The sequence below is a fragment of the Saccharicrinis sp. GN24d3 genome, assembly GCF_052400645.1.
Classification (GTDB): Bacteria; Bacteroidota; Bacteroidia; order Bacteroidales; family Marinilabiliaceae; genus Saccharicrinis.
Genome location: NZ_JBQTGI010000014.1, coordinates 84,298 through 110,641, shown reverse-complemented (window position 1 = coordinate 110,641; position 26,344 = coordinate 84,298). Strand labels below are relative to the sequence as shown.

General features: G+C 37.3%; 22 protein-coding genes. 13 read left to right on the top strand and 9 right to left on the bottom strand.

What is annotated here, in order from left to right; genetic code table 11:
- Positions 1-335 precede the first annotated feature (335 nt).
- Both ACT29I_RS17040 and ACT29I_RS17035 read right to left on the bottom strand, forming a co-directional pair.
- Complete coding sequence (locus tag ACT29I_RS17040; RefSeq protein WP_430937041.1) at positions 336-1,832, bottom strand: TolC family protein; 1,497 nt, start codon at positions 1,830-1,832, stop codon at positions 336-338.
- Positions 1,833-1,835: 3 nt separating this feature from the next.
- On the bottom strand, positions 1,836-3,065 hold the full coding sequence (locus ACT29I_RS17035) for an efflux RND transporter periplasmic adaptor subunit (RefSeq protein WP_444793988.1): 1,230 nt from the start codon (positions 3,063-3,065) through the stop codon (positions 1,836-1,838).
- A 445-nt stretch (positions 3,066-3,510) separates the two neighbouring features.
- Here ACT29I_RS17035 and ACT29I_RS17030 point away from each other — a divergent pair, with 445 nt between their 5' ends.
- The 13 genes from ACT29I_RS17030 (at position 3,511) to ACT29I_RS16970 (ending at position 19,133) form a co-directional block, all read left to right on the top strand.
- Positions 3,511-4,539, top strand: a complete 1,029-nt coding sequence (locus ACT29I_RS17030; RefSeq protein WP_444793987.1) for a substrate-binding domain-containing protein — start codon at positions 3,511-3,513, stop codon at positions 4,537-4,539.
- 163 nt (positions 4,540-4,702) lie between these two features.
- A complete protein-coding gene (locus ACT29I_RS17025) occupies positions 4,703-5,371 on the top strand; it encodes a cobalamin B12-binding domain-containing protein (protein WP_430937035.1) in 669 nt (222 codons plus the stop codon).
- A gap of 83 nt (positions 5,372-5,454) precedes the next feature.
- Positions 5,455-6,813: a uroporphyrinogen decarboxylase family protein gene (locus tag ACT29I_RS17020; RefSeq protein WP_444793986.1), complete on the top strand. Its 1,359-nt coding sequence runs from the start codon at positions 5,455-5,457 to the stop codon at positions 6,811-6,813.
- A 203-nt stretch (positions 6,814-7,016) separates the two neighbouring features.
- On the top strand, positions 7,017-7,976 hold the full coding sequence (locus ACT29I_RS17015) for a CobW family GTP-binding protein (protein ID WP_444793985.1): 960 nt from the start codon (positions 7,017-7,019) through the stop codon (positions 7,974-7,976).
- Positions 7,977-8,577: 601 nt separating this feature from the next.
- Entirely contained in the window at positions 8,578-9,267 is a 690-nt protein-coding gene (locus ACT29I_RS17010; protein WP_430937029.1) for a vitamin B12 dependent-methionine synthase activation domain-containing protein, read from the top strand.
- 3 nt (positions 9,268-9,270) lie between these two features.
- Entirely contained in the window at positions 9,271-10,767 is a 1,497-nt protein-coding gene (locus ACT29I_RS17005) for an ASKHA domain-containing protein (protein ID WP_430937027.1), read from the top strand.
- A 128-nt stretch (positions 10,768-10,895) separates the two neighbouring features.
- Positions 10,896-11,462, top strand: a complete 567-nt coding sequence (locus tag ACT29I_RS17000) for a peroxiredoxin (RefSeq protein ID WP_430937025.1) — start codon at positions 10,896-10,898, stop codon at positions 11,460-11,462.
- 662 nt (positions 11,463-12,124) lie between these two features.
- Positions 12,125-12,643, top strand: coding sequence for a hypothetical protein (locus tag ACT29I_RS16995; protein ID WP_430937023.1), 519 nt, complete (start codon positions 12,125-12,127; stop codon positions 12,641-12,643).
- 112 nt (positions 12,644-12,755) lie between these two features.
- Positions 12,756-14,723, top strand: a complete 1,968-nt coding sequence (locus ACT29I_RS16990; protein WP_430937021.1) for a DUF2075 domain-containing protein — start codon at positions 12,756-12,758, stop codon at positions 14,721-14,723.
- A gap of 217 nt (positions 14,724-14,940) precedes the next feature.
- A complete protein-coding gene (locus ACT29I_RS16985) occupies positions 14,941-15,474 on the top strand; it encodes a PsbP-related protein (protein ID WP_430937019.1) in 534 nt (177 codons plus the stop codon).
- 267 nt (positions 15,475-15,741) lie between these two features.
- Positions 15,742-16,311 carry a dihydrofolate reductase family protein gene (locus ACT29I_RS16980; RefSeq protein ID WP_430937017.1) on the top strand — a complete coding sequence of 190 codons (570 nt, stop codon included), beginning with the start codon at positions 15,742-15,744 and terminating at the stop codon, positions 16,309-16,311.
- Positions 16,312-16,334: 23 nt separating this feature from the next.
- The gene (locus ACT29I_RS16975) at positions 16,335-16,901 is read left to right on the top strand and encodes a YdeI/OmpD-associated family protein (protein ID WP_430937015.1); all 567 of its coding nucleotides are present in this window, start codon (positions 16,335-16,337) and stop codon (positions 16,899-16,901) included.
- 603 nt (positions 16,902-17,504) lie between these two features.
- Entirely contained in the window at positions 17,505-19,133 is a 1,629-nt protein-coding gene (locus ACT29I_RS16970; protein ID WP_444793984.1) for a MutS-related protein, read from the top strand.
- Between the two features lie 108 nt (positions 19,134-19,241).
- Here the strand turns inward: ACT29I_RS16970 and ACT29I_RS16965 are convergent, their stop codons facing one another.
- From ACT29I_RS16965 to ACT29I_RS16935, 7 genes are all read right to left on the bottom strand, one after another.
- Positions 19,242-19,835 (bottom strand): LysE family translocator, encoded by a 594-nt coding sequence (locus ACT29I_RS16965; protein ID WP_430936450.1) that lies wholly within the window; start codon positions 19,833-19,835, stop codon positions 19,242-19,244.
- 232 nt (positions 19,836-20,067) lie between these two features.
- Positions 20,068-21,093, bottom strand: a complete 1,026-nt coding sequence (locus ACT29I_RS16960; RefSeq protein WP_430936448.1) for an aldo/keto reductase family protein — start codon at positions 21,091-21,093, stop codon at positions 20,068-20,070.
- An 85-nt stretch (positions 21,094-21,178) separates the two neighbouring features.
- Positions 21,179-21,679 (bottom strand): DUF4867 family protein, encoded by a 501-nt coding sequence (locus tag ACT29I_RS16955; protein ID WP_430936446.1) that lies wholly within the window; start codon positions 21,677-21,679, stop codon positions 21,179-21,181.
- Between the two features lie 211 nt (positions 21,680-21,890).
- Positions 21,891-22,952, bottom strand: a complete 1,062-nt coding sequence (locus tag ACT29I_RS16950) for a zinc-dependent alcohol dehydrogenase family protein (RefSeq protein WP_444793983.1) — start codon at positions 22,950-22,952, stop codon at positions 21,891-21,893.
- Positions 22,953-23,140: 188 nt separating this feature from the next.
- A complete protein-coding gene (gene fucP, locus ACT29I_RS16945; protein WP_444793982.1) occupies positions 23,141-24,439 on the bottom strand; it encodes an L-fucose:H+ symporter permease in 1,299 nt (432 codons plus the stop codon).
- A gap of 35 nt (positions 24,440-24,474) precedes the next feature.
- Positions 24,475-24,909, bottom strand: coding sequence for an L-fucose mutarotase (fucU, locus tag ACT29I_RS16940; protein ID WP_430936440.1), 435 nt, complete (start codon positions 24,907-24,909; stop codon positions 24,475-24,477).
- An 82-nt stretch (positions 24,910-24,991) separates the two neighbouring features.
- Entirely contained in the window at positions 24,992-26,206 is a 1,215-nt protein-coding gene (locus ACT29I_RS16935) for an ROK family transcriptional regulator (RefSeq protein ID WP_430936438.1), read from the bottom strand.
- Positions 26,207-26,344: the final 138 nt, after the last annotated feature.

The following is a 26,344-nucleotide window of genomic DNA, read 5'->3' as shown; positions in this document are numbered from 1 at the left end:
CTCCGTCGGTAATACCTAAGTAAGCCTAATATTACACTCACTTATCGCAAAAATTCTTTTTTAACGCTTTTGCTTGAAGTCGGATTACCCCGGATTATGCATTAGAACTCGTCGTGAACATTGAAAGTACAATAAAACAAGGCATTACTGAAACGAGGCATCACTTGTCCCGATTACTTTCGGGAGCATCGTTATGGTGAGTTGAAGTGATGCAGCGGAGTGCCTTGTTTTAAATTAATTTCAATGTGTAATAGAATTTCTAATGCATATTGCGGGTTAAACGTCAATAAGTGAATAAGAAATGTAAATCAAGATTTGTTTCCCAACGCATGGGGTTATTTTTTTAGTCCTACCAGAAGAGGATTATCGTAGTTTATTTTATGATTGTTCTCAAAATCATACAAGGTTAGCTCCCTCAAAAGATAATAGGATGTCCAATAGGTCTGTAACGATTTTATATAATCGCGTTTGGCCTTGTCTCTTTCCGAAAGGGAAATATTCAAGTCGGTGATGCTGATTTCGCCGTTTTGAAATTTCTTTAGCGCAATCTGGTACCCATTCCCGGCTACATTGTCTGCTTCCTTGGCAATTTCCAGTTGTTCTTTCAGCAGGCCAAATTGTTCTACCTGCACCACCACGTTACGTTCAAAGTTCTCGCGGTCCTGCTGAACATCAAACAAAACCAAGTCGCGTTGGCTCTCTGCCAGTTTTACGTTAGAAGTTGATTTGCCCCAATCGAGTATAGGGATTGCTAAAGACAGACGCACAGACTGCTGGTTAACCGTATTTTCATACACCCCTGGAATGTCCTCTCCGATATTTGTGGTTCCATAAGTTCCTTTTAAGGTGGCAGCTAAACCGTTATTACGTTTGGCTTTGGTCAGGTCTCTGTTGGCTTCGATCAACCTTCTTTCGTATTGTGTAGTTTCTTTTCGGTTCTCCAGGGCTTCTTTTAAAGCTTTATCCGGGTCAATAGTAAACAATACCATGTTTAAAGGCATCATCAGTTCAATGTTGGTTTTCTGCTCCAAACCAATGTATTTTTTTAATGCAAAATCGGCATTTTTCAAGTCCATATTAGCTTGCGACAACGATTTTCGTGCGGTTAGGACCGACAACTTTATCCTGGAATAATCGTTTTCACTGATCATGCCCAGTTTAATTTTTGTCTCTGCTATCCTAAGGTTGTCTTTACTGTTGTTTAAGTTGTTTTCGGCCAGTCTATAGTTCGTTTGAACCGTTAGGTATTTAAAAAAAAGAGAGGTTGCTTTTTGCGATATCTCTTCAATGTTTTCAATGAAGTTTTTTTGAGCTTCTGTATAAATCAACGGTTCGGTCTTTTTTGACCATTTCATCCAGTTGTAGGCGAATATTGGTTGGGTAACACCAATTAAGTATGGATTTCCCTGAAAGTTAGTGTAATCATGCACCAAATCCTCATACCTAAACAAGGTACTTTTAGCATAGATTTGGGTTCCTAATTGTGGTATGGATTGGTTGACGGCTAGTTGGGCACTGTTTTTAAAATAGCCAACCTCACGAAATTGCACACTACCATCGTTTTGCGTAATGGGGCGTGTTCCCTCCTCGTAATTAGGTAAATCACCGCTTAAGACAAGTTGAGGGCGAAATTGCGCCTGGAAGTTTTTCCAACGCCAGTAAAAGTTTTCGTATCTGTTTTGCTCGTATTTTACCGATGAAGATTGATTTATGGCTAAGTCTACCACGTTTTTCAGACTCAGTTTCATTTTGGGTACATTAGAATCCTGAGCAATTGTTAAGCCAAATATATAGGTAACCAAAGTAACTGTTACTATCCTTTTTGCCATCATATTTTAGTGCTTTTCAATTTTAATCGTATTTAATTTGCTTAATGGTAATGAGGAGGAGATAACGACTTCGCTTCCTTGTGTAGCTCCTTTTTTAAGTTCGGCATATTCATTTGTTATCAAGCCAAATTCAAAATCTTTTCTAATGGCACTGTCGCCATTCAATATATACAGGCTTTGTTTCTTCTTAAAGTTTAGTAAATCACCTTTCTTCAAACGCAATACATCGTACCTGGCCCTTTTAACAATTTGTAATTCTACTTTTTGGTTGGGAATAAGCTTTGATTGGTCATCTTCGGTAAGTACCACCGAAAAACGGAGGTTGCCGTTATCCAGCATAGGCATAATAGAGCTAATCCTTCCTTGCAAACGATGTTTGCCAACAACTATGTAAGCGCGTCGGCCTATCTTAATCATCCATCTGTGGTTTTCTGCAATAGAAGCATCAACTTTTAAACGTGTTAAGTCAGATACATTCACTAAAACCCTTTCACCTTGAATCTTTTCACCTTCCTTTGCATGAATATTTAAAATAATCCCGTCGGCAGGTGCTTTGACATCCATTTTGTTTAATAACTCTTTTTGTTGCTCCAATTCCTTTTGCTGCATTTCTATTTGAAGCAGCAGGCCTTTTTCATCGGTTGCAAGCTGTGCCAGTTTAATAGAGTTTTTTTGTTGGGCTAATTTTAAGTCTTTTTCAGCCAATACCAATTCTTGTTTTGTTTTATCAACTTTGGCTTGTGAAATACCACCCACCACAAACAATTGTTCCTGGTCGGCAAGTGTAGATTTGATAGAGGTAATTTTAAGTTTCTTGGTTTCTTCGTTGTAGGAAAGGTCTGCGCGTGTGCCTTTCGCATTGAGTCGTGTTTTCTCCAGACTATTTTGCTTTACCGCCAGCTGATCGTTCAACTGTTCTATTTTATCATTTACGGATTTTGTGTCCAACTTAAGAATCACCTCACCTTTGGTTACCCTTTGCCCCGGTCCTTTTATGATTTGTTTTACAATACTTGACGCAGGGCTCAAAAGGATTACCTCATTTGCGGGTTCTACCATACCTTCTGCCGCTTCGTAGCTTTCAATATCGCCCTTGTCAACTATATACGATTCAAATTTGCCTTCAATTAGTTTTGACTGCTTGGGCTGGCAAGCACTCAGAATAAAAAATATAACAAATAAAAAAGCCCCAAATTTAATTTGGAACTTAACGCCATGGTTACCATTAAAAAACATAAATCTACTATTATCGATATTTCCCTCAAAAATACATAAAGAGGATGGAAATAGCATGCAAAAATTACACCAATAAGGGGCGTATTTCTGTAATTTTAGGGTGATTTGTATCTGGTTGTAACAGATGCGTGCTTATTAGTCGTGCATAATAAATGGAATAGTTTTTTATTTGGCCTTTCATTTATTTGGACAGAGTTTTAATAGTCTCAATGCTTCTCATTCATAACAGACTTGTCTATTTGTTACCTGCCTTTTTTAGAACGTGTTTAAATAGCGTTAATGAACATGCTTAATATATGTAAAATTAAGGGGGTATTTAGTTCGGGTGTTAGCTTATGGGTTAATTATTAGGTATATACGTGAGTGTGATCATATGTGATTAAGTGTGATGGTATGTGATGTTTTATTAACTTCGAGATATATTTTTATCGTTTGAAATAGTACTATGTTAAAGTTTGAAGGACACGTACCTATCTATAAAAAGCTAATCGACTTTTATAGAAATAAGATTGTAACTCAGGAATTAAAACCTGGATCTAAAATAGACTCTATTAATAAAATGATAAGTCGTCATCAGGTTTCCAGAGAGACAGCCAAACGTGTAATTAAAGCACTGATAGAGGAAAAATTGGTGGTGTCGCAAGTGGGACGAGGCACCTTTGTGCATAATGTAACAGAACAGATAAAGGTGTGGGGGGTAGTTATTCCTTTTTATTCCAACAACAACGAGCAGTTGATTTCGGAACTGCTTATAAAAGCTAACGCGGCCGGGCGAAAAATGGAGTATTTTCTTCATTACAACAATCCGGATGAGGAAATGAGGACTATTGGGCAGTTGATCCAAAAAGGATATGAGGCCATTATCGTGGTTCCGAATTATGATGAGTCATTAACTGGGGAATTTTACCGCAGATTGAGTGCAGGTAGTACAAAAATTGTTTTGGCCGATTATACCATGTCAGGATCTTATTTTAAGTATGCCATCCAAAGTTACGATTTAGGGGTAAAAAGAGCCGTAGATTATTTAGCACAAAAACAGGATGGTAATTATTTGTTATTACGCCATGAAAACTGGCAAGGTCGTAATATGGTTTTCAACCTGATGAAAGAGACTTTTGAAATGATATTGGATTTAAAATACAGCCATAGGAAGTTGTTTTATTGTGCTGATATTGATGAATTAACCAAGGACTATTTTAAGGAAAATTGTATAACAGGCGTGTTGTCGGTTCAGGATTCGATAGCGATCCGTTTGATTGGCAGAATAAAAAGTTGGGGAATGTCTATTCCGGATGACGTATCTATAGTTTCGTATGGAAATACAGAACTTACGAAACTCTTTAATCCTGCCTTAACGGTGGTGGATTGCAAATATGAGAAAATGGCAGAGAGTATTAGTGAGTTGATCTGTAACAAAAATGTAAAAAATCAACAGGTTGTCATTCAACCAGAACTAATAATCAGAGAAACATAACGATGTTATTTATACTTGAATTCGAATTGATGCAAATATAGCTAAATAGTTGTCAGTATAGCTCTAAAATATTAGAGTGAAAGCTTGTAATTTTGCTACTATACAATAAATCATAGCGTTGACTTAAAATTGTTAAAGAAAATAAGAATAAAATCTAAGTGCCATGAATGAATTATTAGAAAGACTAGCGAATTGTGTTGAATTCGGAAAAATCAACAAAGTATCTCCATACCCTCCTAACATGAAGGATCAGGATGGAGCGGATGAAATTGCTAAACAATTATTAGACGACGGGGTATCCGCAAATGATATCTTAATGAAAGGTCTGATGATCGGTATGGAAAAAGTGGGTGTTAAGTTCCGTGAAAACAAAGTGTTTGTGCCTCAGGTATTAATGAGTGCTAAAGCCATGAGTGCTGCTTTGGATCACTTAAAGCCATTTTTCCAGTCGGGCGAAGCAGAGCGTAAAGGAACGTTCATTATTGGAACTGTTGAGGGTGACTTGCACGATATAGGAAAAAACCTTGTGGCTATGATGGTTGAAGGTAACGGTTATGAGGTGATTGACTTGGGAACAGATGTTAAAGCCGAGAAGTTTATTGAAACAGCAGAGCAATACCCGGGAAGTGTAATCGGTTTATCTGCCCTATTAACTACCACAATGAGTAACATGGGAAAAATTGTGGCAGCGATCAAGGAAAGAAATACAGATTTTAAAGTATGTATTGGTGGAGCACCTGTAAATCAGGATTTCTGTGATAAAATTGGGGCCGATAGTTACAACCCGGATCCCCAGGGAGTAGTAGAGTTTTTAAACGCATTAGCATCGTAAATTTTAGTCATTGAAAATGAGTCATTTGTCCTTGTTTTAATTATAAACTGATGACTAGTGACCAGTGACAAATAAACTATAAAATGAAGGGATTAGAATTAATTAAAAAGGCCATGAAACTTGAGGAAGTCGAAAGAATTCCTTGGGTTCCTTTTGTAGGCGCACACGCCGGAAATTTATTGGGGTTAACAGCAACAGAATACTTGCAGTCAACAGATAAGATTGTAGAAGGGGTTAATAAGGCTATTGAAACATACAAACCGGATGGAATACCAGTAGCTTTCGATTTGCAAATAGAAGCGGAGGCATTAGGTTGTAAGTTAGCTTGGGCAGATGACAATCCTCCGGCAGTGGTTTCTCATCCATTGATGGAAGGAGCAAAACTGGAGGAGATGAAAGTTCCTTGTCCTTGTGCAGGTCGTATTCCTACGGTGATGGATGCAACACGCAAACTAAGGGAACAACATCCGGATGTTGCTTTATATGGGTTGATAACCGGCCCATTTACCTTAGCGCTTCACCTGTTGGGTACCGACATCTTTATGCAAATGATGATGGATCCGGATGCAACCCATAAATTGATGCGTTTTGCGACGGATGTGGCGAAAATGATGGCGGGTAACTATATTGAGGCCGGAGCCGATGTGATCGCCATTGTCGATCCAATGACCAGCCAGATTGACCCAATGAGCTTCGAAACTTTCGTCACGCCTTATATTACCGAAATTAACGACTTTATCCGTGAAGCTGATGCCTTAAGCTCGTTCTTTGTTTGCGGAAATGCACAACAAAACATCGAGGAGATGTGTAAAACAAAACCAGACAATATCTCCATCGATGAGAATATTCCGTTGGATTATGTTAGAGACATGGCATTGAAATACAAGGTATCGTTTGGCGGAAACATAAAGCTTACGGTAGTATTGCTAATGGGCGATGAGGATGCTTCCCGAAGAGATGCATTGGAGTGTATGGATATTGGTGGTAAAAAAGGATTTATCCTTGCGCCGGGTTGTGACTTAGCGATGGCTACTCCAAAAGAAAATTTAATAGCAGTTTCGGAGTTGATTCACGATGAAGTACTTCAGGGTGAGTTGCGTGCTTCAGAGGCCGCGACGGACAATATTGAGTTATTAGATTTGTCAAACCACTGGGATAAGAAAAAAGTTATCATCGATATTATTACATTAGATTCTTCTTCATGTGCGCCTTGCCAGTATATGGTAGATGCTGTAGCTCGTGCTTCAGAGAAGTACGGTGATAAAGTCGTGTATAAAGAACACCGCATCAAAGAAATGGAAGGCGTCCAGATGATGGCTTCGTTAGGTGTTAAAAACTTGCCTACCATTGTAATGGACGGCAATATCGATTTTATTTCCCAGATTCCCCCAATTAGCGATATTCAGGCTAAGATAGACGGATACCTGGCACGAAAAAATTAATATAAACGGGAATCGGCTCTTCCTTCAGCGTTGAGGCCGGGGGAATTAGTCCGCAGCAGTCGCAGGAATGGGGATAAATCAATTTAAGAACCCCACCTTTTAAGGTGGGGTATATATAGATATATAAATCGGCTTTAGCCATGATTGTCTTTTTCGGTCATAGTTAAAGCCTTCGTTAATATCGGTTTAATATCCCGGCTTAAATGCTAGGGTTAAGGTATGTTTTAATGAGTATGAACAATCTGCATCGGCTATGTCGGTTTAACTTAATTACTGGGTTCTTAGGCAGCGGGAAAACCACTTTACTTGGCAATTTGCTAAACGAGTTGTCTAAACAGAATCGTATTGCTGTTATTCAAAACGAATTTGCACCTACGGGAATCGACGGTAAAGAACTGCAAAAAATCAGTGACGATTTTAAATTGGTGGAGATAAACAACGGTTCGGTGTTTTGCGTTTGCCAACTGAGCAATTTTGTGCAGAATATGCAAAAACTAATCGATGATTATCAACCAGAGATTATTTTTCTGGAAGCATCGGGTTTGGCCGACCCAATTAGTGTAGTTGAGCTGTTACAGACGGATGCGTTAAAAGGTACTGTAACCCTTGATAAGAATATTTGCCTGGTGGATGCACCCAATTATTTTAAAGGTTTGGGTATAGTGCAGCGGTTTAAACATCAGGTGATGGTTGCAGATCATATCATCATCAATAAAACAGATCTTTATGAGGGTGATTTAAATGAAATAATACAATCCCTTAGGGTATTGAATCCCTTTGCCGAGGTTGTTTCTACCACTTATGCCAAAATTGATTGGTCTTCCTTCTCAAAGGAGCATGTGCAAAAAGGGGTGGCAGCAGAAAGGTATCAGGGAAGGGTATCGGAAGGTAGGCCCGATATGGTGGCTTGTGTACTCAGAACCCATGATAAAATAAGTGAGGAGAATCTGATAGATTTCCTGAATGAATTAAAGCACGAATGCCCAAGAATTAAAGGATATCTTAATTTAGTAGATGGTAGAGTGATGTCAGTTCATTGTGTTTTCAATAAGATTGAATTAAAAGAGTTGAAAAATTATACCGGGCCTTCAGAATTAATTGCTTTTGGAAATGGATTATCAATAGGGAAATTAAGAAGGACATTTAAGCTATTTGTAAAGTAATTAGTTGAAAAAATAATTAGGGAGCAAAGGTGAAGATATATTTATTGAATGGTTTTTGTTGAAGCGGCAAAGCAACCTCCTTACCAGGAGCAGCGGTTAAGTTGACGTAAGAAGGGACGAAAGCAGGTGAAATCACAAATGATCAGTGAGCTATCAAATCGGCAGCCAATTTTCAAAACGTTTATGGGGTTTCCGTTATGGAGGTCAGCAATGGTGTCTTTAATGGAAAATATCTCTTAAAAGACTGAAGATAAAGGTCTTATTGTGGGACACCTAAAGTTTATTGCATCTGATAGGGAAACATCAAAAAAGCAGAGAGATACAACCGTAGAAGGAAGTGTATTTCCAGGTAAAATTGCATTTTCTATCGCTGAAAATATATCATTGCTGATTATTGCACGCCTAGAAACAGCGTCTGAAATACTTAAGATGTGATTGGCAAGAGTAACCAAAAGAATAAAGAAATGTTTGCTGTTGGGGTAGAGTCCGCTCATAAAAATGGTTTTATGCCGGGATAACCTTCGCCAACACCGAATAAATTAAAGAATTTGTAAATTTAACCTTAAATAAAAAATAGGTTTAAATCAAAGCTTAACGTACCGTGAAAATAGAATCTGCAAAACGTTTTTCATTCCAACTGGAAGAATTAAATATCTCCATAGAAGATATTGAAGAACTGGCACATATGGGCGAAGATATGCCTTCTTACAGTTGTTTCCTGAAACACGAAATAAACGGGTTAAAGTTTATTGCTTCGGTGGAAGGAGGTTATATTATTAAAAATGGTAGCGTTAATGGAGAAGGCTTGTTAGTTGAGAATATTGAATTTAAAACAGGAAAAGATGTCAGCCGCCACTATAAAAATTCGACTCAGCTTGCCGTTTTTGTTTGCACGGCGGGGGAGGAGATAACAGAACGTTCGAGAGCGTTAAGTTCAAAAGGCGAACTGGTAGAAGGATATTTATTGGATGTTTTGGGATCTGTGATTGTGGAAAAAGCAATGGATAAAGTGCAAGAGGCTTTACGGATGGAAATGGCTCACATGGGTCTAAAAATAACAAATCGTTATAGTCCGGGATACTGCGCATGGGATGTAAGCGAACAAAAGAGCTTGTTCTCTTTCTTTCCGGATCAGTTTTGTAATGTGAGATTAAGTGACTCTTGCTTAATGCATCCTGTAAAATCGGTAAGTGGTATCATCGGAATAGGAGAAAATGTGAAATTCCATAAGCATGTTTGTCATGCCTGCAGCAGTGTCAATTGTCTGTATAGAAATACAGCCCAACATTAAGTTATGCCAACCATTACGATCCATCAGAACAAGCGGCTCTTAAAATCAGAATTCGAAAAAGGGGAATCTTTGCTGCAATTGTTGCAAAAACAAAACCTTGATATACCGGCACCTTGCGGTGGAAACGGGACCTGTGGCAAATGTAAAGTCAAGATAAAAGGTGTTGGGCTTGTAAATTCGTGTACCCATCATCCTGACTCGGATATAGAAGTGATCCTGCCGAACGATAGAGAGGCTAAAATACTCACCCATCAAAACCAATACACCCTGCATCTTCCGCTTCAGGTTAACGGCTTGGCCCAACAATCGGACTATCCCATTGGCTTAAGCATTGATATAGGTACCACCAGTATGGTTTTTTATTGGATAAGTTTGATAACGGGTAATATCATAAGAAGCGTTGGGGTAAGCAATCCCCAGGTAAAATACGGAGCCGATGTAATTACCCGAATATCCTATTGCACCGATCAGGAAAAGGTTGAAGTATTGCAGCACGAGCTTGTCAATGCTATTAACAAACAAATTAGTGATTTTGTTACGCAAGATGGAATTTTAAACGAACATATCGTTAAGGTATCCGTTTCGGCTAATACTACCATGTTACACTTTCTGGCAGGAGTAAATCCCATGTCGTTGGCTTTAGCGCCATTTAAAGCTTCGTTTTTAGATGCCCGGTTTATAAAAAGTGGGGAATTGGGTATCCATGTCCATAACGAATGTTTGGTGCATCTTATGCCTTCTATCTCTGCTTATGTGGGAGGCGATATAGTTTCGGGTTTAGCATCACTTCATCCTAAAAAAGAAATTAAAACTTACCTGTTTATAGATATTGGTACCAACGGGGAGATGGCGGTAGTAACACCCGAAAAAATATATTGTTGTGCCACTGCAGCAGGTCCTGCCTTGGAAGGAGCCAATATACAATGTGGGATGGCAGCTTTTGATGGAGCCATTTCGGTTTATAATAAGAATGGTTACCAGACTATTTCCGATGAAAAACCAATTGGGATTTGTGGCTCGGGCTTGTTGGATATTATGGCCTATTTACTTGAAAAAGGAATCGTTTCTTCTGATGGTACTTTAACCGATAATTATGTTCTGGTTCCTAAAGAGGATTCGGGAAACGGAGAAGAAATAGTAATTACCCCGCAGGATATCAGGGAAATTCAACTTGCCAAGAGTGCTTTTTTTACGGGCATAAAAATATTGCTTCAGGAGGCAGGTGTTAACTTCGATAAACTAGATGCTATCTTTTTAGCAGGTGGTTTTGGAAACTACCTGAACCCGGAGAGTGCCGTAAAAATTGGTCTGTTCCCCCATGAATTTTCAGGTAAGGTGATTACGGTAGGGAACACATCCGGCACGGGAGCCGTGTTAAACACTATCAGTACAAAATACGAAGAGTATACACGCGCGGTCATTCAAAAATCACAACTTGTAGAACTGGCCAACCATCCCGACTTTGAAATGGAATATGCCATGAATATGTTTTTCTCGTAAGTAGTCAATTTGATCAAAGTATAATCCCGCTGCCTAAAGCTAATATCATTAACACGTCGGTATAATAAACATCTGAACGTATATTTTGTTATAGTTTCTGAATTTAAACGATGACGAAATAAACAAACATGAAAAAACTAGTAATTGCAATTGTATCGTTTTTTGTTTTTTGTGGTATCGGTGCTCAAAACAAAGAACTGAATATAGGTGACAAAGCACCTGTTTTCTCAGCCAAAGCAGACAACGGTAAAGTCTGGAAATCAAAAAAATATATTGGCAAAAAAAATATAGTGGTTTATTTTTATCCGGCTGCTATGACCGGGGGATGTACAAAGCAAGCTTGTGCTTACCGCGATGACGAAGAAAACTTAAATACAGCTGATGCTATTGTAATTGGTATCAGTGGAGATGAGGTTGAAAATCTGGAATTATTTAAAAAAGCAAACCAGTTAAATTTTTCCTTATTATCGGATATTGACGGAGCCATTGCCCAAAGTTTTGGAGTGCCCATAAAGCAAGGGGAAAAAACAATACAAAGGGAGTTTGAAGGTGTTCAGTTTGATTTAACCCGTAATTTAACCACCGCAAGGTGGACTTTTGTAATCGATAAAAAAGGAAAAATTGTATATAAGTCTACCCAAGTAAATGCTGCCGCTGATAGTGAGGAAGTATTGAAGGTGCTTAATTCCTTATAGCAGAAGTACAATTCTAAGATTTTAATATTTGCAAAGCTCAGATTATCGGAAATATTCTCTACAAATCGGGGTGCAAACTAGAATTGTGCCCCGCGTTAGTTACTTTCATATAGCATGTTATTGAAGCAATAAATATTGTCAGGAGCACTCCTGCTAAGTGGAATACGTGCAGATAAGAAATAAAGCTTTAAATGATATTTCGTTTAAAATAATCTTTATTTTAGATGTGTAAAGTGATGCCATCTGCACAATTATATAAGCACTTGGTTTATTTAATAATTGGTAAAAACCATGCCTATATTCAAAGTAGATATAAAGGCATATGATATGGGATTACTGAAGCGTTGGGGTTATTGAGATGAAGCTAATGAGAAATATATTTAAAATACTATTGACAATTTTCATATTTTCTAGTTGTAGAAAAATTGAAAACAATCAATGGAAACACTTGGATGGATATTCACTAGGTGATTGGATTGAATTTACCGAAAACGAAATATTGAACGACACAATAATGAATGGAAAGACTCCAGTTGCCATAATTAGCCCTTATAAATGCCGAATTGTTGATTATCGCCTTGAAATTAAGAGTTTAAAAGATGAAACAACGGGAGTATATAATAGGTAAAGGTCGCAAGTAATCAGTTGCTTAACGTATCAAAGTGAGCAGAAAAAGAATTTACATATTGCTAGTTGTTTTGACTTGCCTGTTAAGTGTGACTTTAACAAGACTTGGCTTATTTAGTACATCTGACTCAGACATAATACAAGTCATAAACAAAGTGTTTGCAGGTAATTCAATATTAGTAAATTCAACTGGTGGAATTGAGCTAGATAAAGTGACAATTCAAATTTTAGGAGAAACTGTATTTGAAAAAGGGAAATACCTGAATAATATTAAAGACACTTATGGTGGTCCTAATTTCGATGTCTTTTATGATGATAAACTAATTGGCACAGTGTATCATTACAATACCAATGATTGGTATGTTAACCAATTCAAGTTTGACTTTTATTTTGAAGATAATCATCCTCGATTTATTTGTAAATCAAAATGGAAAAATTGGGATAGCTGTGTTTATATTTGGATTGCAGAATGTGTTGATAGTGTAGAATATAAGTCCTTTGACTCTGAAGGAAAGATAATAAGAAAATGGATGAAAGAAACAACAAACCGCTAACAAATGACTCATAAAGCATAAGCTTGCCGCAGGCACGACACAAGCCAACGATTCATAGCCTGAAAGTTCAAAGTAAAATGCCTAGAAACCGAGTGTCACAGAAGAAAACGAAATGAAAAGAGCATATTACTCAAATAAAATAGACATATTTTTAAATGACTCAGTTTCCAGTATAATTGGAGAATTGAGCATGAATCATAGCAACAGAAGCTTAGATGAGTTGCAAACTAATGCCTGGAAAAAGCAAATTGAAATTCTTAAAGACCAATTAAATGGATTGCAAGGACAAATCTATTTTGAATTCGCAATCCCAAGAATGGGAAAGCGGGTTGATAATATTGTAATCGTAAAGGATACTGCATTTATCATAGAATTTAAAGTTGGTGACGGTGGATACGAAAAATATGCGATCGAACAAGTTCTTGATTATACAATTGACCTAAAGAATTTTCATGAAGGAAGTCATTTTGTAAAACTAATTCCAATTCTTGTTGCAACAAATGCAGAAATCACGAGCAATGAATTACAAGAAATTATTAATTATAATTCAGCTGCAAAATCCAATAAGAATAACCTGCAAGAAGTAATAAAGTCTTTCCTAAATGGAAATAACAAACTAATTGACGTTGATGATTGGGAAAACTCTATTTACAAACCTACTCCGACTATTGTTGAAGCCGCTCAAGCTCTGTATAAAGGTCATAATGTAAAAGAAATTACCCGGTCAGATTCGGGCGCAATAAACCTATCAAAAACTGCGAATTGTATAAATGAAATTGTTGAACATTCAAAAAACTCAAAATCAAAATCCATTTGTTTTGTTACTGGTGTTCCAGGTGCTGGTAAAACGCTTGCTGGATTGAATATTGCTAATGAACGAATGAATGCGGACGAAAATGAACATGCTGTTTTTCTATCTGGGAATGGACCTTTAGTCGATGTATTAAGAGAAGCATTAACGAGAGACGAAGTCCAAACGGCAAAGGAATCCGGAGAAAATATGACAAAGAAACAAGCTGCAATTAAAGCAAATGCTTTTATCCAGAATATTCATCATTTCAGAGACGACAATCTATTATCAGAAAAAGCCCCTATTGAAAAAGTAGTTGTGTTTGACGAAGCTCAACGAGCATGGACAATGCAGCAAGCAAGTTCTTTTATGAAAAGAAAGAAAGGAATTGAGGATTTTAACATGTCTGAACCTGAATTCCTAATTGATGTAATGAACCGACATAAGGATTGGTGTACAATAATTTGTTTGATTGGAGGTGGTCAAGAAATTAATACCGGAGAAGCAGGATTAGAAGAATGGATTGTAGCATTAAAAGAACATTATTCTGAATGGGAAATACATTATTCGAATTTAATAACTGAAAACAAAAATTATTTAAAACAAACTGAACTTAAAGTCTGGTTAACAACTAATGCAAATATTCAAACGGATTTACATTTAGCTGTTTCTGTTAGGTCATTCCGTTCGGAGAAACTTTCTGAGTTTATACACGAGTTGTTGGATTTGAAAAAGGATTCTGCAAATAGACTATACAATGAATTAAAATCTGATTACCCTATTGTTTTAACTCGAAATTTAGAACTCGCTAAAAAGTGGATTAAGAACAAAGCAAAAGGAACAGAACGGGTTGGTCTTATTGCTTCATCTGGTGCCCGCCGATTAAGACCACATGGAATTGATGTGAAAAATGAAATTGAAGCTGCAAATTGGTTTTTAAATAATGACGAAGATATTCGGTCTTCATATTTCATGGAAGATATTGCAACTGAGTTTGATATTCAGGGACTTGAAATTGATTGGGCTTGTGTCGCTTGGGGTGCAAATTTTCATTTAAATAGTACGGCCTGGAAATATCAAAGTTTCAAAGGAACTAAGTGGCAAAATATTAACAAAGAGATTGATAAAAGTTATTTAAAAAATACATACAGAGTTTTGCTTACAAGGGCGCGTCAAGGTATGGTCATTTTTATACCAGAAGGCTGTGACTCAGATAAAACAAGACCAAATGAATTTTATGATAACACATATAAATATTTGAAAGAATTAGGAATAAAAGAATTAGAATAAGACACTAAAACACAACAATGTGTATAGTGTTTTTGGTTTTCAGTGGTTTGCGAGCGTTTCGGCACGTAAAAAAGCAAGGTGTAAACTGATAGGAAATCACTTCGAAATCCTACACGACACCATGCACTAACCGTTGGTTTAATTTTGTGCGAAGCAGATGAGATTGTACTGTTTTACGAAACTTTTTAACTAATTTCTTTAAGATAAAATACTATTTATGAGACAAATTTTGAAATTATATTTGTTTGCATTTCTCATCCTAATATTGAATATCAATACTCATGGACAAAAAGAACCTGGAATAAAAACACTCGAAAAGGATAAGTATTCAGTTAATTACCCCTTTGATTGGGATCTAGATGAGTCAGGACTACATGGAGCAAGTTTTATATTGTTTAGTCCTATTCTGTCAGGGGAAGATATGTTTAGAGAAAATATTAATTTGCTAATACAGGATCTTTCAGCATATAATATTGATTTGGACAAGTATGTAGAAATATCTGAAGGACAGATTAAAACTATGGTTAAAAATGGAAAACTTATAAGTAGTGAACGACTTAATGACGGACAAAATTATTTTCAAAAGGTAATTTATACGGGAGACCAAGATATTTACAAGCTTAAATTTGAACAATACTATTGGGTAAAAAATAAGAAAGCCTATGTTTTGACTTTAACTTGTGAAAATCATATGTTTGACTCATATAAGGAAACTGGCGAGGAAATTCTTAAGAGCTTCAAATTAAATTAAAATAGCCCAACAAAAGCTATGCCTAATGAAGAGGCAGCAATGTTTTGGGTGTTTGTAGGGTGTTTGTGTGCGCCAAATTTTCATCCCGAAAATTTATTAAGTTTAAGGTAAAATTTCACAACGTACATTTGGCTATGTGATAATTTGGTGAAAGAAGTTCTTCGAAACTCCACACTAAGTATAGCAAAATCGTCCAAAGTAAATATAAAGGCATATGATCTGGGATTACTGAAGAGTTAGCGTTCATTAGAAGAAAAAATTCATTTCATGAGAAAATTAAAATTACAAATGCAAGTTTCCTTGGATGGATTTAATTCAACAGGTCCAAATGACGAGCAACAATGGGTGACGTGGGCATGGGATGAAATCAAACAATATGTCTTGGAATTAGCGGACTCTGCCGATACTGAAATAATAGGTAGAAAATTAGCGGTTGACTATATTCCATATTGGCTTGAGACGTCGACAAAACAAAACGACCCGATGTATGAATTATCAAAAATCAAAGCACGTCAAAAGAAAATCGTTTTTACGAAAACCCTTGAAAAATCTGAGTGGGGAAATACGGTACTTGCAAAAGGAAATCTGGTGAACGAAGTAAAGAAATTAAACAATGAAAACGGTAAAGATATTATTGTTTACGGAGGTAGTTCATTTGTCTCTGCTTTGGTCAAAGAAAACTTAATAGACGAATTTCATTTATTTGTCAACCCCGTTGCATTAGGGCAGGGTGTACCTATTTTTAACCAACTAGATAATTGGCAACAACTTAAGTTACGGAAGTCAATTACGTGTGATAGTGGGATTGTAATTCAACACTATGACCTGATAGAATAAAAACGAACCGCCAACAATTAAAAATGAATAAAATAGTTACTAAATATTTTATTGACAGAAAAGAATGGAGAAAGTGGCTCGAAACAAATTTTGAGACTAAGGATGATGTTTGGTTGGAGTATCCATTAAAGAAGACGGGTAAAAAACGAATCTTGTATAATGATGCCGTCGAAGAAGCGCTATGTTTCGGGTGGATTGACAGTACAGTTAAATCACTGAACGAATTTACTACTATTCAAAGGTTTTGTAAGAGAAGAAAAAACTCCACTTTCTCACAGCCAAACATTGAACGATTGAAATGGCTCTTTGAGAACAATTTGATTCACAACGCAATTAAGAACGAGGTTTTAAAAATAATTCAACAAGAATTCGTTTTTCCGGGAGACATAACAAAGAGGTTAAAATCGGATACGGATGTTTGGGAGAATTATCAAAACTTCTCAGAGCCCTATAAACGAATCAGAATTGCATACATTGACAGTGCAAGAAAAAGACCGGATGAATTTGATAAACGTTTGAATAACTTCATTAAAAAGACAAAAGAGAATAAGCTAATTACAGGGTTTGGTGGAATTGATAAATACTATTGATAATAATAATTGCTGCCAGACCGCAATAAAGCATATGAAGTCCAGCTCGTTTTGAAAGTTTTGTGGCTTCGGCAACCAGCGACAGATCGTTGATTTGTTTTATAAATAGAAAGTTGGCATGGGTCAATTTTCATGCATTTAGTGTTACAGGCCGTACGTTAGGAGGGAGCGCTAAAGGGACATTGTTTACACTTTTATGAAATGCCATTCAAGAAGGAATTATTAAGAACTGCTTACGATTTTTCCCATAAAAAGAATTTTAAGGAATTAAAAGCGAAAAGAAAGAACAATAGCTAAATATAAATTCACCAATAAAGTGTTACTTGCATATGCTATGCAATGAAGATTCGCTATTGTATTTTACATCATTAATAATTAATGGAAATCTACCAAGAAAATATAAAAAAGTACAATGCCGAAACATTAAGGTTAAGGAAGATATTGAATAAAATATCTCTACTTAGGCTACTTGTTTTTGTAATTTCAGGTGGCATTCTTATATACTTGTTCAGTAACAATTTAATAGCTCCCGTTTTTATTGTTTTGCCTATTTCAATATTATGTTTTGCGTTTGTTTTAAAGCGCCATAACAAAATAGCTTTTTTGAGAAAGCACACTTCATTTCTGAAAAGCATTAATGAATCCGAGATATTAAGAGGAAATTGTAAGCTGGAAAAGTTTGATACCGGAGATAAGTTTATCCATCAAAATCACCCATACACATCTGATTTAGATATTTTTGGGCAACACTCCGTGTTTCAGTTGGTTAACAGAGCGACTACAGAGTCAGGCACGATGCGCTTATCAGAATGGCTTTCTGAACCTGCAGCTAATGATGAAATACATAACAGGCAAAAAGCCATAAAAGAATTATCACAGAAATTGGATTGGAGGCAAGATTTTCAGGCTTCAGGAATGCACTTTCAAAATAAAAAGAGCGATTATTTTAAATTGTTAGATTGGGTAGAAGAACCTGTCGTTCTATTAAAATATCGAAGAATATATTTAGCCGTGGCAATAATTCTTCCGGTGCTATTATTCCTTAGCTTATATTATTTCACGATTAATATCACTTCACCAAACGGGTATGTTTATTTACTTTCCTGTATTGCTGTTATATTTGTTAATTACTTAATATTAAGAAAAATAAATCCCTTTGCGGAGAGGATCGTTAAAACCGCAACAGGGAATATTAGTACTTTAAGAGCTTATCGAACACTTATTAGTAAAATTGAAAATGAAAGTTTCAGGTCAAAAAAATTGTACGAATTGCAATCAATACTAATAAAAGGAAAATATTCGGCATACAATGAAATTAATAAGTTATGCAGAATATTGGATTTCTCGCATCAAAGAAGAGTAAAAAAGGATCCATTAAATGGAAATCATTTTTATTCTATACTAAACGGTTTGCTACTAATAGATATTTACTTGATTATTGGAGTTGAGAAATGGAAATCAAAGAATAAAGCATTTTTAAAACCATGGTCCAAAGTAGTAAGTGAATTTGAGGGTATAAATAGTCTGGCCGGTTTTTGCTATTCAAACCCATCCTATACATTTCCTGAGATAACAGAAAAGAGCAACTACGTATATTTTGAGTCGTTAGGACATCCACTAATAAATTCAGACAAACGTGTTTGTAACAATTTTCACTCAAAGGGGCATGGTGATATTGTTATGATTACCGGTTCTAATATGGGAGGGAAAAGCACTTTTTTAAGAACCGTTGGCGTAAACCTGGTGTTGGCATTAGCAGGTGCACCCTGTTGTGCAGTTTACGGGCAGGTTTCGAATCTGAAATTACATACCAGTATGAGAACCCAGGATAATTTGAAGGAAGGGGTTTCTTCTTTTTACGCAGAATTGGATAGGACAGAAAAAATGCTGAAATTGATTGAAAGTAGCCACAATGTATTTTTTCTGTTGGATGAGATGTTTAAGGGAACAAACTCGGAAGATAGGCATAAAGGAGGGTTTTCATTGATCAACCAAATAAGTAAGCTCCTTACATCAGGAATTATTGCAACACACGATATTGAACTTGCAAAACTATCGGGGAATAAAAAGTTGGTGGCAAATTATAGTTTTAATAGCGAGATTAAGGATAACACAATGAATTTCAGCTATGAACTTCATCCAGGTATATGCAATGATTTTAATGCAAGTGAACTTATGAAAAGGAGCGGCATTAAAATTATACCTGATTTCTCAAAAAGTGAAACTGAATAAATACATCGTTTAAGCAAAAAAATAATGTATAGCTTGCCGAAGGTGCAACTAAGCTGCGCATTGAAGTAGAGGTTAAAAATCTGCGAATCTCTGCGAGAAAACAATTTGTTATTTCAACAGAATGTCCACAGCAGCATAAACTAAACCACCGGACATAATGACGGTGAAAATTCGTTTGACCAGAAGGTTTTTAAGATAGTTGTTGATCACGGCTCCAAACAATGCCCAAACTGAAACTACCAATAAGGTAAACAAGGCAATTCCCAGAGCAGATAAAACCAATTGTAATTTGTTCTCGATAAACACACGAAAGAAAGTAGAGTAAACAGTCATGCCATAGAAAATGGCTTTGGGGTTGACCAATTGAAGAATTGCACCATCATAAAATCGGGCCTGAACTCCTTCTTTTGCTTCGCTTGTTATGTTGAGCTTTAACGTTTTATAAGCTAGGTATAGGATATAAGCTGCTCCAATATATTTGAGGTATAGAGTTAACTTGGGAACTATTGAGGCCAAACCATATGATAGTCCGGCACATACCATCATCATTACCAAAGTACCTGTGAAAATACCTAATATGTAAGGCATTGTTTTAGCATAACCCCTGCTCATGCTAAAAGCCATGCTCGAAATATTATTGGGACCCGGCGAAAAGGATGTAGGTAGGGCAAAAGATAGAAAAGGAACTAATTCAAAGGCCATAACATATGGGTTTGTGTTGAATTGAAAAGGTATGCAAGTTTTTTGATAAGAAGGATTCAAATACAAGGCTGTGGAAGACTGAAGAAACGCAGTTTAATAGGTGTAAATGCGTATTTTTCTGACCAGCGTAACGCAGTATTTGTAATCTATATGACAAAAAAAATAAAAGACCATCCCCGTGTTCAAAAGAGATGGCCCTATTTATCTTAAAAGCGTGTTTTTCACAAATCTGTTATTGAGCGATTACCCCATCTTCGTCCCAAAGGTCTTTCCAGTGCTTGGCACCTTCCCAAAGGAATACCTGACCTTTTACCAAACGCGAACCACACTCACAATTCTTAATTGAAGCAAATTCTTCGTCGGTCAAAGGATCAGTAAATGAAGATTGTAGGTTGCTCAAGTACTCCATTGGGTGCACTGAGAAAGGAATAGTTACCTGTCCGTTCTTGATAGCCCACTTAATGCAGATTACAGCCGGGTGTACGCCACGAGCCTTAGCGATAGCCTGAATCTCTGGAGTTTGAATATCCACAGCATCCCCTTCTGCTATATCACGCTCAGGGCGGGTAGGAGAACCAATTGGCATAAATCCGATTGGCTGGATCTGCTTACTCATACAGTAATCAAACAATTCTTGCTGTTGGAAACAAGGGTGCATCTCCATTTCGTTAACCGCAGGAAGAATCTTCATTAAAGGAAGGGTCTTCTCAAATTTGGCGATAGTCATGTTGGAAGTACCAATGTTACGTACCTTACCGGCCTCAACCAAAGCCTCACATTGTTTCCAGGTATCCATAAACTCGTCTACAGAGAACGGCTTAGAATCAGGGTTACGGGCATCACCATCACAACCAGGTGCATGGTAATTAGGGAATGGCCAGTGGATTAAGTACATATCTAAATAATCTAACTGAAGATCATCCAGTGACTCCTGACAAGCTTTTTCTACTTCCCGGTGACGGTCGTTCCAAACTTTTCCGGTGATGAAGAGCTCTTGGCGAGTACAAACTCCTTCCGCAATCACGTCTTTGATAGCCTGACCAATTTGCTTCTCGTTTCCGTATACTGCGGCACAGTCGATATGACGGTAACCTAAACGGATAGCGTTTCTTACAGCATCAGCCACTTCTTCGTGTGTAAAACGGTCTGAGCCAAATGTTCCCAACCCCACAGTTGGAAGCTTATCACCTGAGCGAAGTACTTTTGCAGGTACGTCAGCCGGGTTGATAGCTGTGTATTCTTTTGAAATATCTGACATCTTTTTAAAGATATTTAGATAATGGACATTAGATAATAGATAAAATTCAAGGTCTCTTATCTCTTATCTCTTATCTCTTATCTGATTAAAGTTCAATTTTAATATAATCTTCTTCCTTTAAGTTTTTTACTATGCAATCGTTGGCATACGTTCTTTCCGGAAGGTTGACAAGGATGTTGGCAGGTTGGTCGTTAGGTGTAAACGGACCCCAGTGCCATACCCCAGGTTTAATGGTAAATACGGTGCCTTTAGGAATGTAAAAAACACGTATTTTGTCTAGTGGAATATCGTCTTCACTGGCAGTGGCCGGCCCTACTTGCAACAAAATGTCGTTATCAAGGGGAATATTCACCTCTGCACATGCCGAATGATATTCAAGTATGTCGATGATAAGCTCACGCTTTTCTACCCTGCAGCAAGAATAGCTGAAAGGAACATCACCGCGCACATCTAATTGTAACTGGTCGCGGAAAAACTCAACCGGGGGTGCACCTAGCTTTTCATCCGAAGGATTAATTAAGTTGGCAAACGTTCCGAATGGTTTAAAGGCTTCCAACGACAGTTGTTCTACTTTTACTGTTCTCATGTTTTTCAGTTTGCAATCGGCAGTTCTCAGTCTTCAGTCAACTACTGCCTACTGAAGACTGTTGACTTTTATCTAAATGTAAAGTTAGATACTGGATTATGATATAAATAAACAGAACCTGCACTTAAGTTGAATAGCTCACTAAGTGCTATTGGGTCTATAATCTCTTATCTCTAATCTATTATCTGAGGTACTGCCGACTGATGACTTATTACTTAATCTCTTCGTCGTATACAACGGCTACTTTACCACACTTACCGCCGTCCATTAGGTCGTATGCTTTGTCAGCATCTTTAAGCTCGAAACGGTGCTGTACTAAATCTTCCGGGTGAATGTTCCAACGAACTAATAACTCAACTAGCTCTTCCATTCTTGAAGAAGAAGTTACCCAAGAACCATGAATTGTAATTTGGTCGTGGATAATGTCTGGAGATGGGTTGAACTCAACAGTACCACCTTCACCAATCATAACCATGTCGCCCCACTTACGAGTAGCGCGGATAGCCAACTGACGACCGTGTGTGTTACCGGAACAGTCGATAGCTCTTTCAAAACCTTCGCCAGAGTGAGTTTCGGCCAATACTTTCTCTAAGGTATCAGGACCAGCTAAATATACAGAGTCAGCTAAACCTAAATCTTTAGCGATATCGCAACGCTCTTGTACAGTATCAACACCTACTAATTTGTTAGCACCTAAAGCTTTTGCCAACATCAAAGTTGCCAATCCTACAGGACCTAAACCTACTACTAGAACAGCATCTTTACCTGAGATACCACACTTCTCAATTCCTTCGTAAACAGTACCGAAACCGCAAGCAACCTGAGCACCATCAACATAAGATAATTCATCAGGTAACAATACACAGTCTTTTTCATCAGCTAAGATGTATTCTGCCATACCTCCGTCACGCTGCCATCCATAAGCTGCACGCTGAGGGCTGGTACAAGAAATCATGTAACCGCGACGGCAGTCGTTACAAACACCACAACCAGAGATGTGATAAAGAATTACACGGTCACCTTCTTTGAAACGCTTCATGTCAGAACCACACTCTATAATCTGACCACATGGCTCGTGACCAGCTACCTTGTTTTGGTATGCCTCAGGACCTTTACCAAGGTGTTCTCTGTAGATAGCGCGGATATCAGATCCACAAATAGTAGAAGCTTTAGTTTTTACTAATACCTGACCTGGACCTGGAGTCGGAACTGGTATTTCTTTCATCTCTACAGTACTGTTACCCGGAAGGTAAGCTGCTAACATTGTTTTCATCTTTCTAACTTTAAGAAAATAAGTAAATAAATTTTTTTAATCTCGTTTGCAGTTCAACTGCTGTTTTTTATCGGCTCCTGTAAAGGAGCCGATTTTATTTCTCAAGTAGTCTTAAATACCATTTCAAAAATGGCCGATATAACTACAAGTGATACAATAAATAAATTAATAATCTGATTATATTGAGGCTATGCTTGATTAGCTTTATAAGCTCTATAGCCAAAGTGGGCAATAACTATAAAACTGATAAATGGCAATATAAATGATACATTTTCGGCAGGGTGACCAAAAACAGTTCCCATGTCTATAATAGTACCTTGAATAGGAGGCATTAAAGCACCACCAACAATAGCCATGACTAATCCGGCTGCACCAAGGGTCGCATCTTGACCAATACCTTCTAAGGCTATGCCGTAAATGGTTGGGAACATTAATGACATAAATGCAGATGTTGCAACTAAGCAATAAAGACCAGCCATACCGTTTATTAAAATAGCTCCACCCAACGAAATCATAGCTCCAATTGCGAAGAACATAAGAAGTTTGCGTGAGTTAACATACTTCATTATCATGGTACTAATAAACCTGCTACCTAAGAAAATTCCCATAGCAACAATGTTATACATCTGCGCAGTGGCTTTGTCAATGCCTAATTGTCCTGCATACTGAATAATAAATGTCCAACACATAATTTGTGCAGCAACATAGGCAATCTGAGCAATAACACCATGGCCATAAATCTTATTAGCAACTAGTCGCTTAATGGATTGCCACGGATGAATTTGGTTTTGGTGTCCCGTATCCGGCATCTTCGTTACCAAAATAACAACAAACATAACGATAACAACTAAGCCTAAAATTACGTATGGGTTACGAATTATCATTAAGTCATGTGCTCTATCTATGGCCTTTGTCGCTTCGTCCAGTGTTGAGAAATCGACTAGGTTACCAGCTGCATCAGTATGTTTATCTGAAGCAAGCGATGCTAAAACAACTCTTGACGCTACATACATGCCAAGTAAAGACCCCAACGGATTAAAAGCTTGGGCAAGGTTTAATCTTCGTGTCGAAGTTTCTTCTGCACCGAGCGATAAAATAAATGGGTTTGCTGTTGTTTCTAGGAAAGCAAGTCCAAACGTCAAGATGTAAAGAGAAACCAGGAAAAATCCAAATACCTCATATTGTGCAGCAGGCCAAAATAATAAAGCACCTGTTGCGTATAAGGCCAGTCCCAACAAAATCCCTTTTTTGTAACTAAATTTCTGTACAAATAATGCGGCAGGAATAGCCATGGTTGCATATCCTCCATAAAAGGCAAATTGAACCAATGCTGCTTTGGCTGTCGATATCTCCATTACGGTTTTAAAGGCAGCTACCATTGGGTTGGTTATATCGTTGGCAAAACCCCAAAGAGCAAATAAACTAGTGATAATTATAAAAGGTACCAGATATTTCTTTTCTACCACTTTTGCTGTTGCTTTATTCATAAAAATAGATTTGTAGAATTAACAGGAGATTAAAATTAAATGCTTGGTGTAACGCCTTTTTTCAATAGGATATTTCCGTATTTGGCTGTTTCACCAGTCATAACCACAGCAAATGCACCTCTTGCCTTGTCGTAAAAATCAAACCGACCAATACGTTCAATGGGCGCTACGTCGGGATTGGTGATATGGACGCTTTTTAAATAAGCTTCTTCAACAGTAGGGTCAAGCTCATCACCTTCAACAGCTGCCATCATGGTTAGTGGAGCCGGAACATAAGAATCTAATTCGAAAAGAGGTAAGATAGCTGCCAATAAATCGGGGATTCTTAAACCGTCAGCCCTTAATACTCTTCCGTTGAAAGACTCTGCAGGAAAATGTGCATCCGCCAAAATAATTTCGTCGCCATGCCCCATGCGGGCTAATACTTCTAAAAGTTCCGGGCTAATAAGTGGTGATATTCCTTTTAACATGTGCTATAAATTTTAATAACTTCTCAACATTAAGAAATTAAGTTTTTTTTAAATGATCAAGTATTGACCAATCACTAATATATTATACTCTAAAGTTCAGTACTTCGTGTAAAATAAGAGAGGTAGCCCCTTTAACAGCAGCTTGATTGCCCAATTTACTTTGCAACAATTTAATATTTCTGCGGGGTTGTTGAATAACTTCTCTTTTAAACACGCTTTTAATTCGTTCTGTAAAAAAAACACCCGAATTCATTACCCTTCCACCTAGCACAATCGCATGGGGATTAAATAGATTAGCGGCAGATGCTATAGCCTGTCCCAAATAGTCGGCAGCCTGATTAAATAAGTGCAATGCAAACTGGTCTCCTTTTTTGGCTTCTTCCGCTATTATCTCAGTCGAAATTTTTTCTAACTTATTTAATGACGAGTCAGGATAAAGTTCTTTTTGTCTGTTGGCTATTTCTGTAATGCCTCGTCCCGAAGAATAGCATTCCAAACAATCCATTTTGCCACATGAGCATTTTAAACCAACAGGAGCAGCCCCAATAATTTTATTGTGCCCAATTTCACCTGCCATTCCGTCAAAACCAAAAAATGGTTGTCCGTTCATAATACATCCGGAACCAATCCCGTATCCGATATTAATGAAAATAAAATCCTTGCACATATCACCGATACCATACATCAATTCACCTTGAGCCATCACCCGAGAAACGTTATCCACAATAATAGGTACCATGAAATGCTTCATCAAAGGTTTCTTAATGTCTACGTTTTTCCATTTAAAGTTGGGTGAATATTCGATATTATCTGTTCTTTTGTTGATAAAACCAGCGGCAGCAACACCTATACCGTGCAATTTGCTTTTGTCGATGCCAGACTTATCAAAAAGCTGTTCAATTAAATCAATTACCCGTTCTAAATCAGATTCAAAACTATCGCTAGCTTCTGTTCTCGTATCTACTTCAGCTAAGGTGTCGCCATTAAGGTTAGAAAGAACGCTATATATATGGGTACGCCCCCAGTCTATGCCAATAACATAGCTGTCGGCACCATTAAATTTAACAATTACAGGAGGACGACCGCCTTTTGACTCACCAATGCCTACCTGAACAGCCAGTTTTTCCGTATTAATTAAACTATCAACAATACGTGTGATGGTTGGCGCACTTAAACCAGTTTGTTTAACGATTTCCGCACGTGAAATTTCACCACTCTCCCTGATCAGGTTCAATACCTTAATTTTATTTAAGCGATTGATATATTCTGCGCTTCCTTTCGGGTGATTTTGTTTCATTTCTTACTTTCTAACGGTACGAAAATAAGGTGGGGAAGTTAAATATGCAAACGAATATAGAAAAAAAAAGCCAGCGAACGTTAATTAGAATGATTCTACAAAGAAAAACAGCAAACTTATATTGCCAAAAATGCAGAC

Coding starts and splice junctions, on each gene's coding strand:
- ACT29I_RS17040 (WP_430937041.1), bottom strand. CDS start 1,832: ATGATGGCAAAAAGGATAGTAACAGTTACTTTGGTTACCTATATATTT.
- ACT29I_RS17035 (WP_444793988.1), bottom strand. CDS start 3,065: ATGTTTTTTAATGGTAACCATGGCGTTAAGTTCCAAATTAAATTTGGG.
- ACT29I_RS17030 (WP_444793987.1), top strand. CDS start 3,511: ATGTTAAAGTTTGAAGGACACGTACCTATCTATAAAAAGCTAATCGAC.
- ACT29I_RS17025 (WP_430937035.1), top strand. CDS start 4,703: ATGAATGAATTATTAGAAAGACTAGCGAATTGTGTTGAATTCGGAAAA.
- ACT29I_RS17020 (WP_444793986.1), top strand. CDS start 5,455: ATGAAGGGATTAGAATTAATTAAAAAGGCCATGAAACTTGAGGAAGTC.
- ACT29I_RS17015 (WP_444793985.1), top strand. CDS start 7,017: ATGCTAGGGTTAAGGTATGTTTTAATGAGTATGAACAATCTGCATCGG.
- ACT29I_RS17005 (WP_430937027.1), top strand. CDS start 9,271: ATGCCAACCATTACGATCCATCAGAACAAGCGGCTCTTAAAATCAGAA.
- ACT29I_RS17000 (WP_430937025.1), top strand. CDS start 10,896: ATGAAAAAACTAGTAATTGCAATTGTATCGTTTTTTGTTTTTTGTGGT.
- ACT29I_RS16990 (WP_430937021.1), top strand. CDS start 12,756: ATGAAAAGAGCATATTACTCAAATAAAATAGACATATTTTTAAATGAC.
- ACT29I_RS16985 (WP_430937019.1), top strand. CDS start 14,941: ATGAGACAAATTTTGAAATTATATTTGTTTGCATTTCTCATCCTAATA.
- ACT29I_RS16980 (WP_430937017.1), top strand. CDS start 15,742: ATGAGAAAATTAAAATTACAAATGCAAGTTTCCTTGGATGGATTTAAT.
- ACT29I_RS16975 (WP_430937015.1), top strand. CDS start 16,335: ATGAATAAAATAGTTACTAAATATTTTATTGACAGAAAAGAATGGAGA.
- ACT29I_RS16965 (WP_430936450.1), bottom strand. CDS start 19,835: ATGGCCTTTGAATTAGTTCCTTTTCTATCTTTTGCCCTACCTACATCC.
- ACT29I_RS16960 (WP_430936448.1), bottom strand. CDS start 21,093: ATGTCAGATATTTCAAAAGAATACACAGCTATCAACCCGGCTGACGTA.
- ACT29I_RS16955 (WP_430936446.1), bottom strand. CDS start 21,679: ATGAGAACAGTAAAAGTAGAACAACTGTCGTTGGAAGCCTTTAAACCA.
- ACT29I_RS16950 (WP_444793983.1), bottom strand. CDS start 22,952: ATGAAAACAATGTTAGCAGCTTACCTTCCGGGTAACAGTACTGTAGAG.
- fucP (WP_444793982.1), bottom strand. CDS start 24,439: ATGAATAAAGCAACAGCAAAAGTGGTAGAAAAGAAATATCTGGTACCT.
- fucU (WP_430936440.1), bottom strand. CDS start 24,909: ATGTTAAAAGGAATATCACCACTTATTAGCCCGGAACTTTTAGAAGTA.
- ACT29I_RS16935 (WP_430936438.1), bottom strand. CDS start 26,206: ATGAAACAAAATCACCCGAAAGGAAGCGCAGAATATATCAATCGCTTA.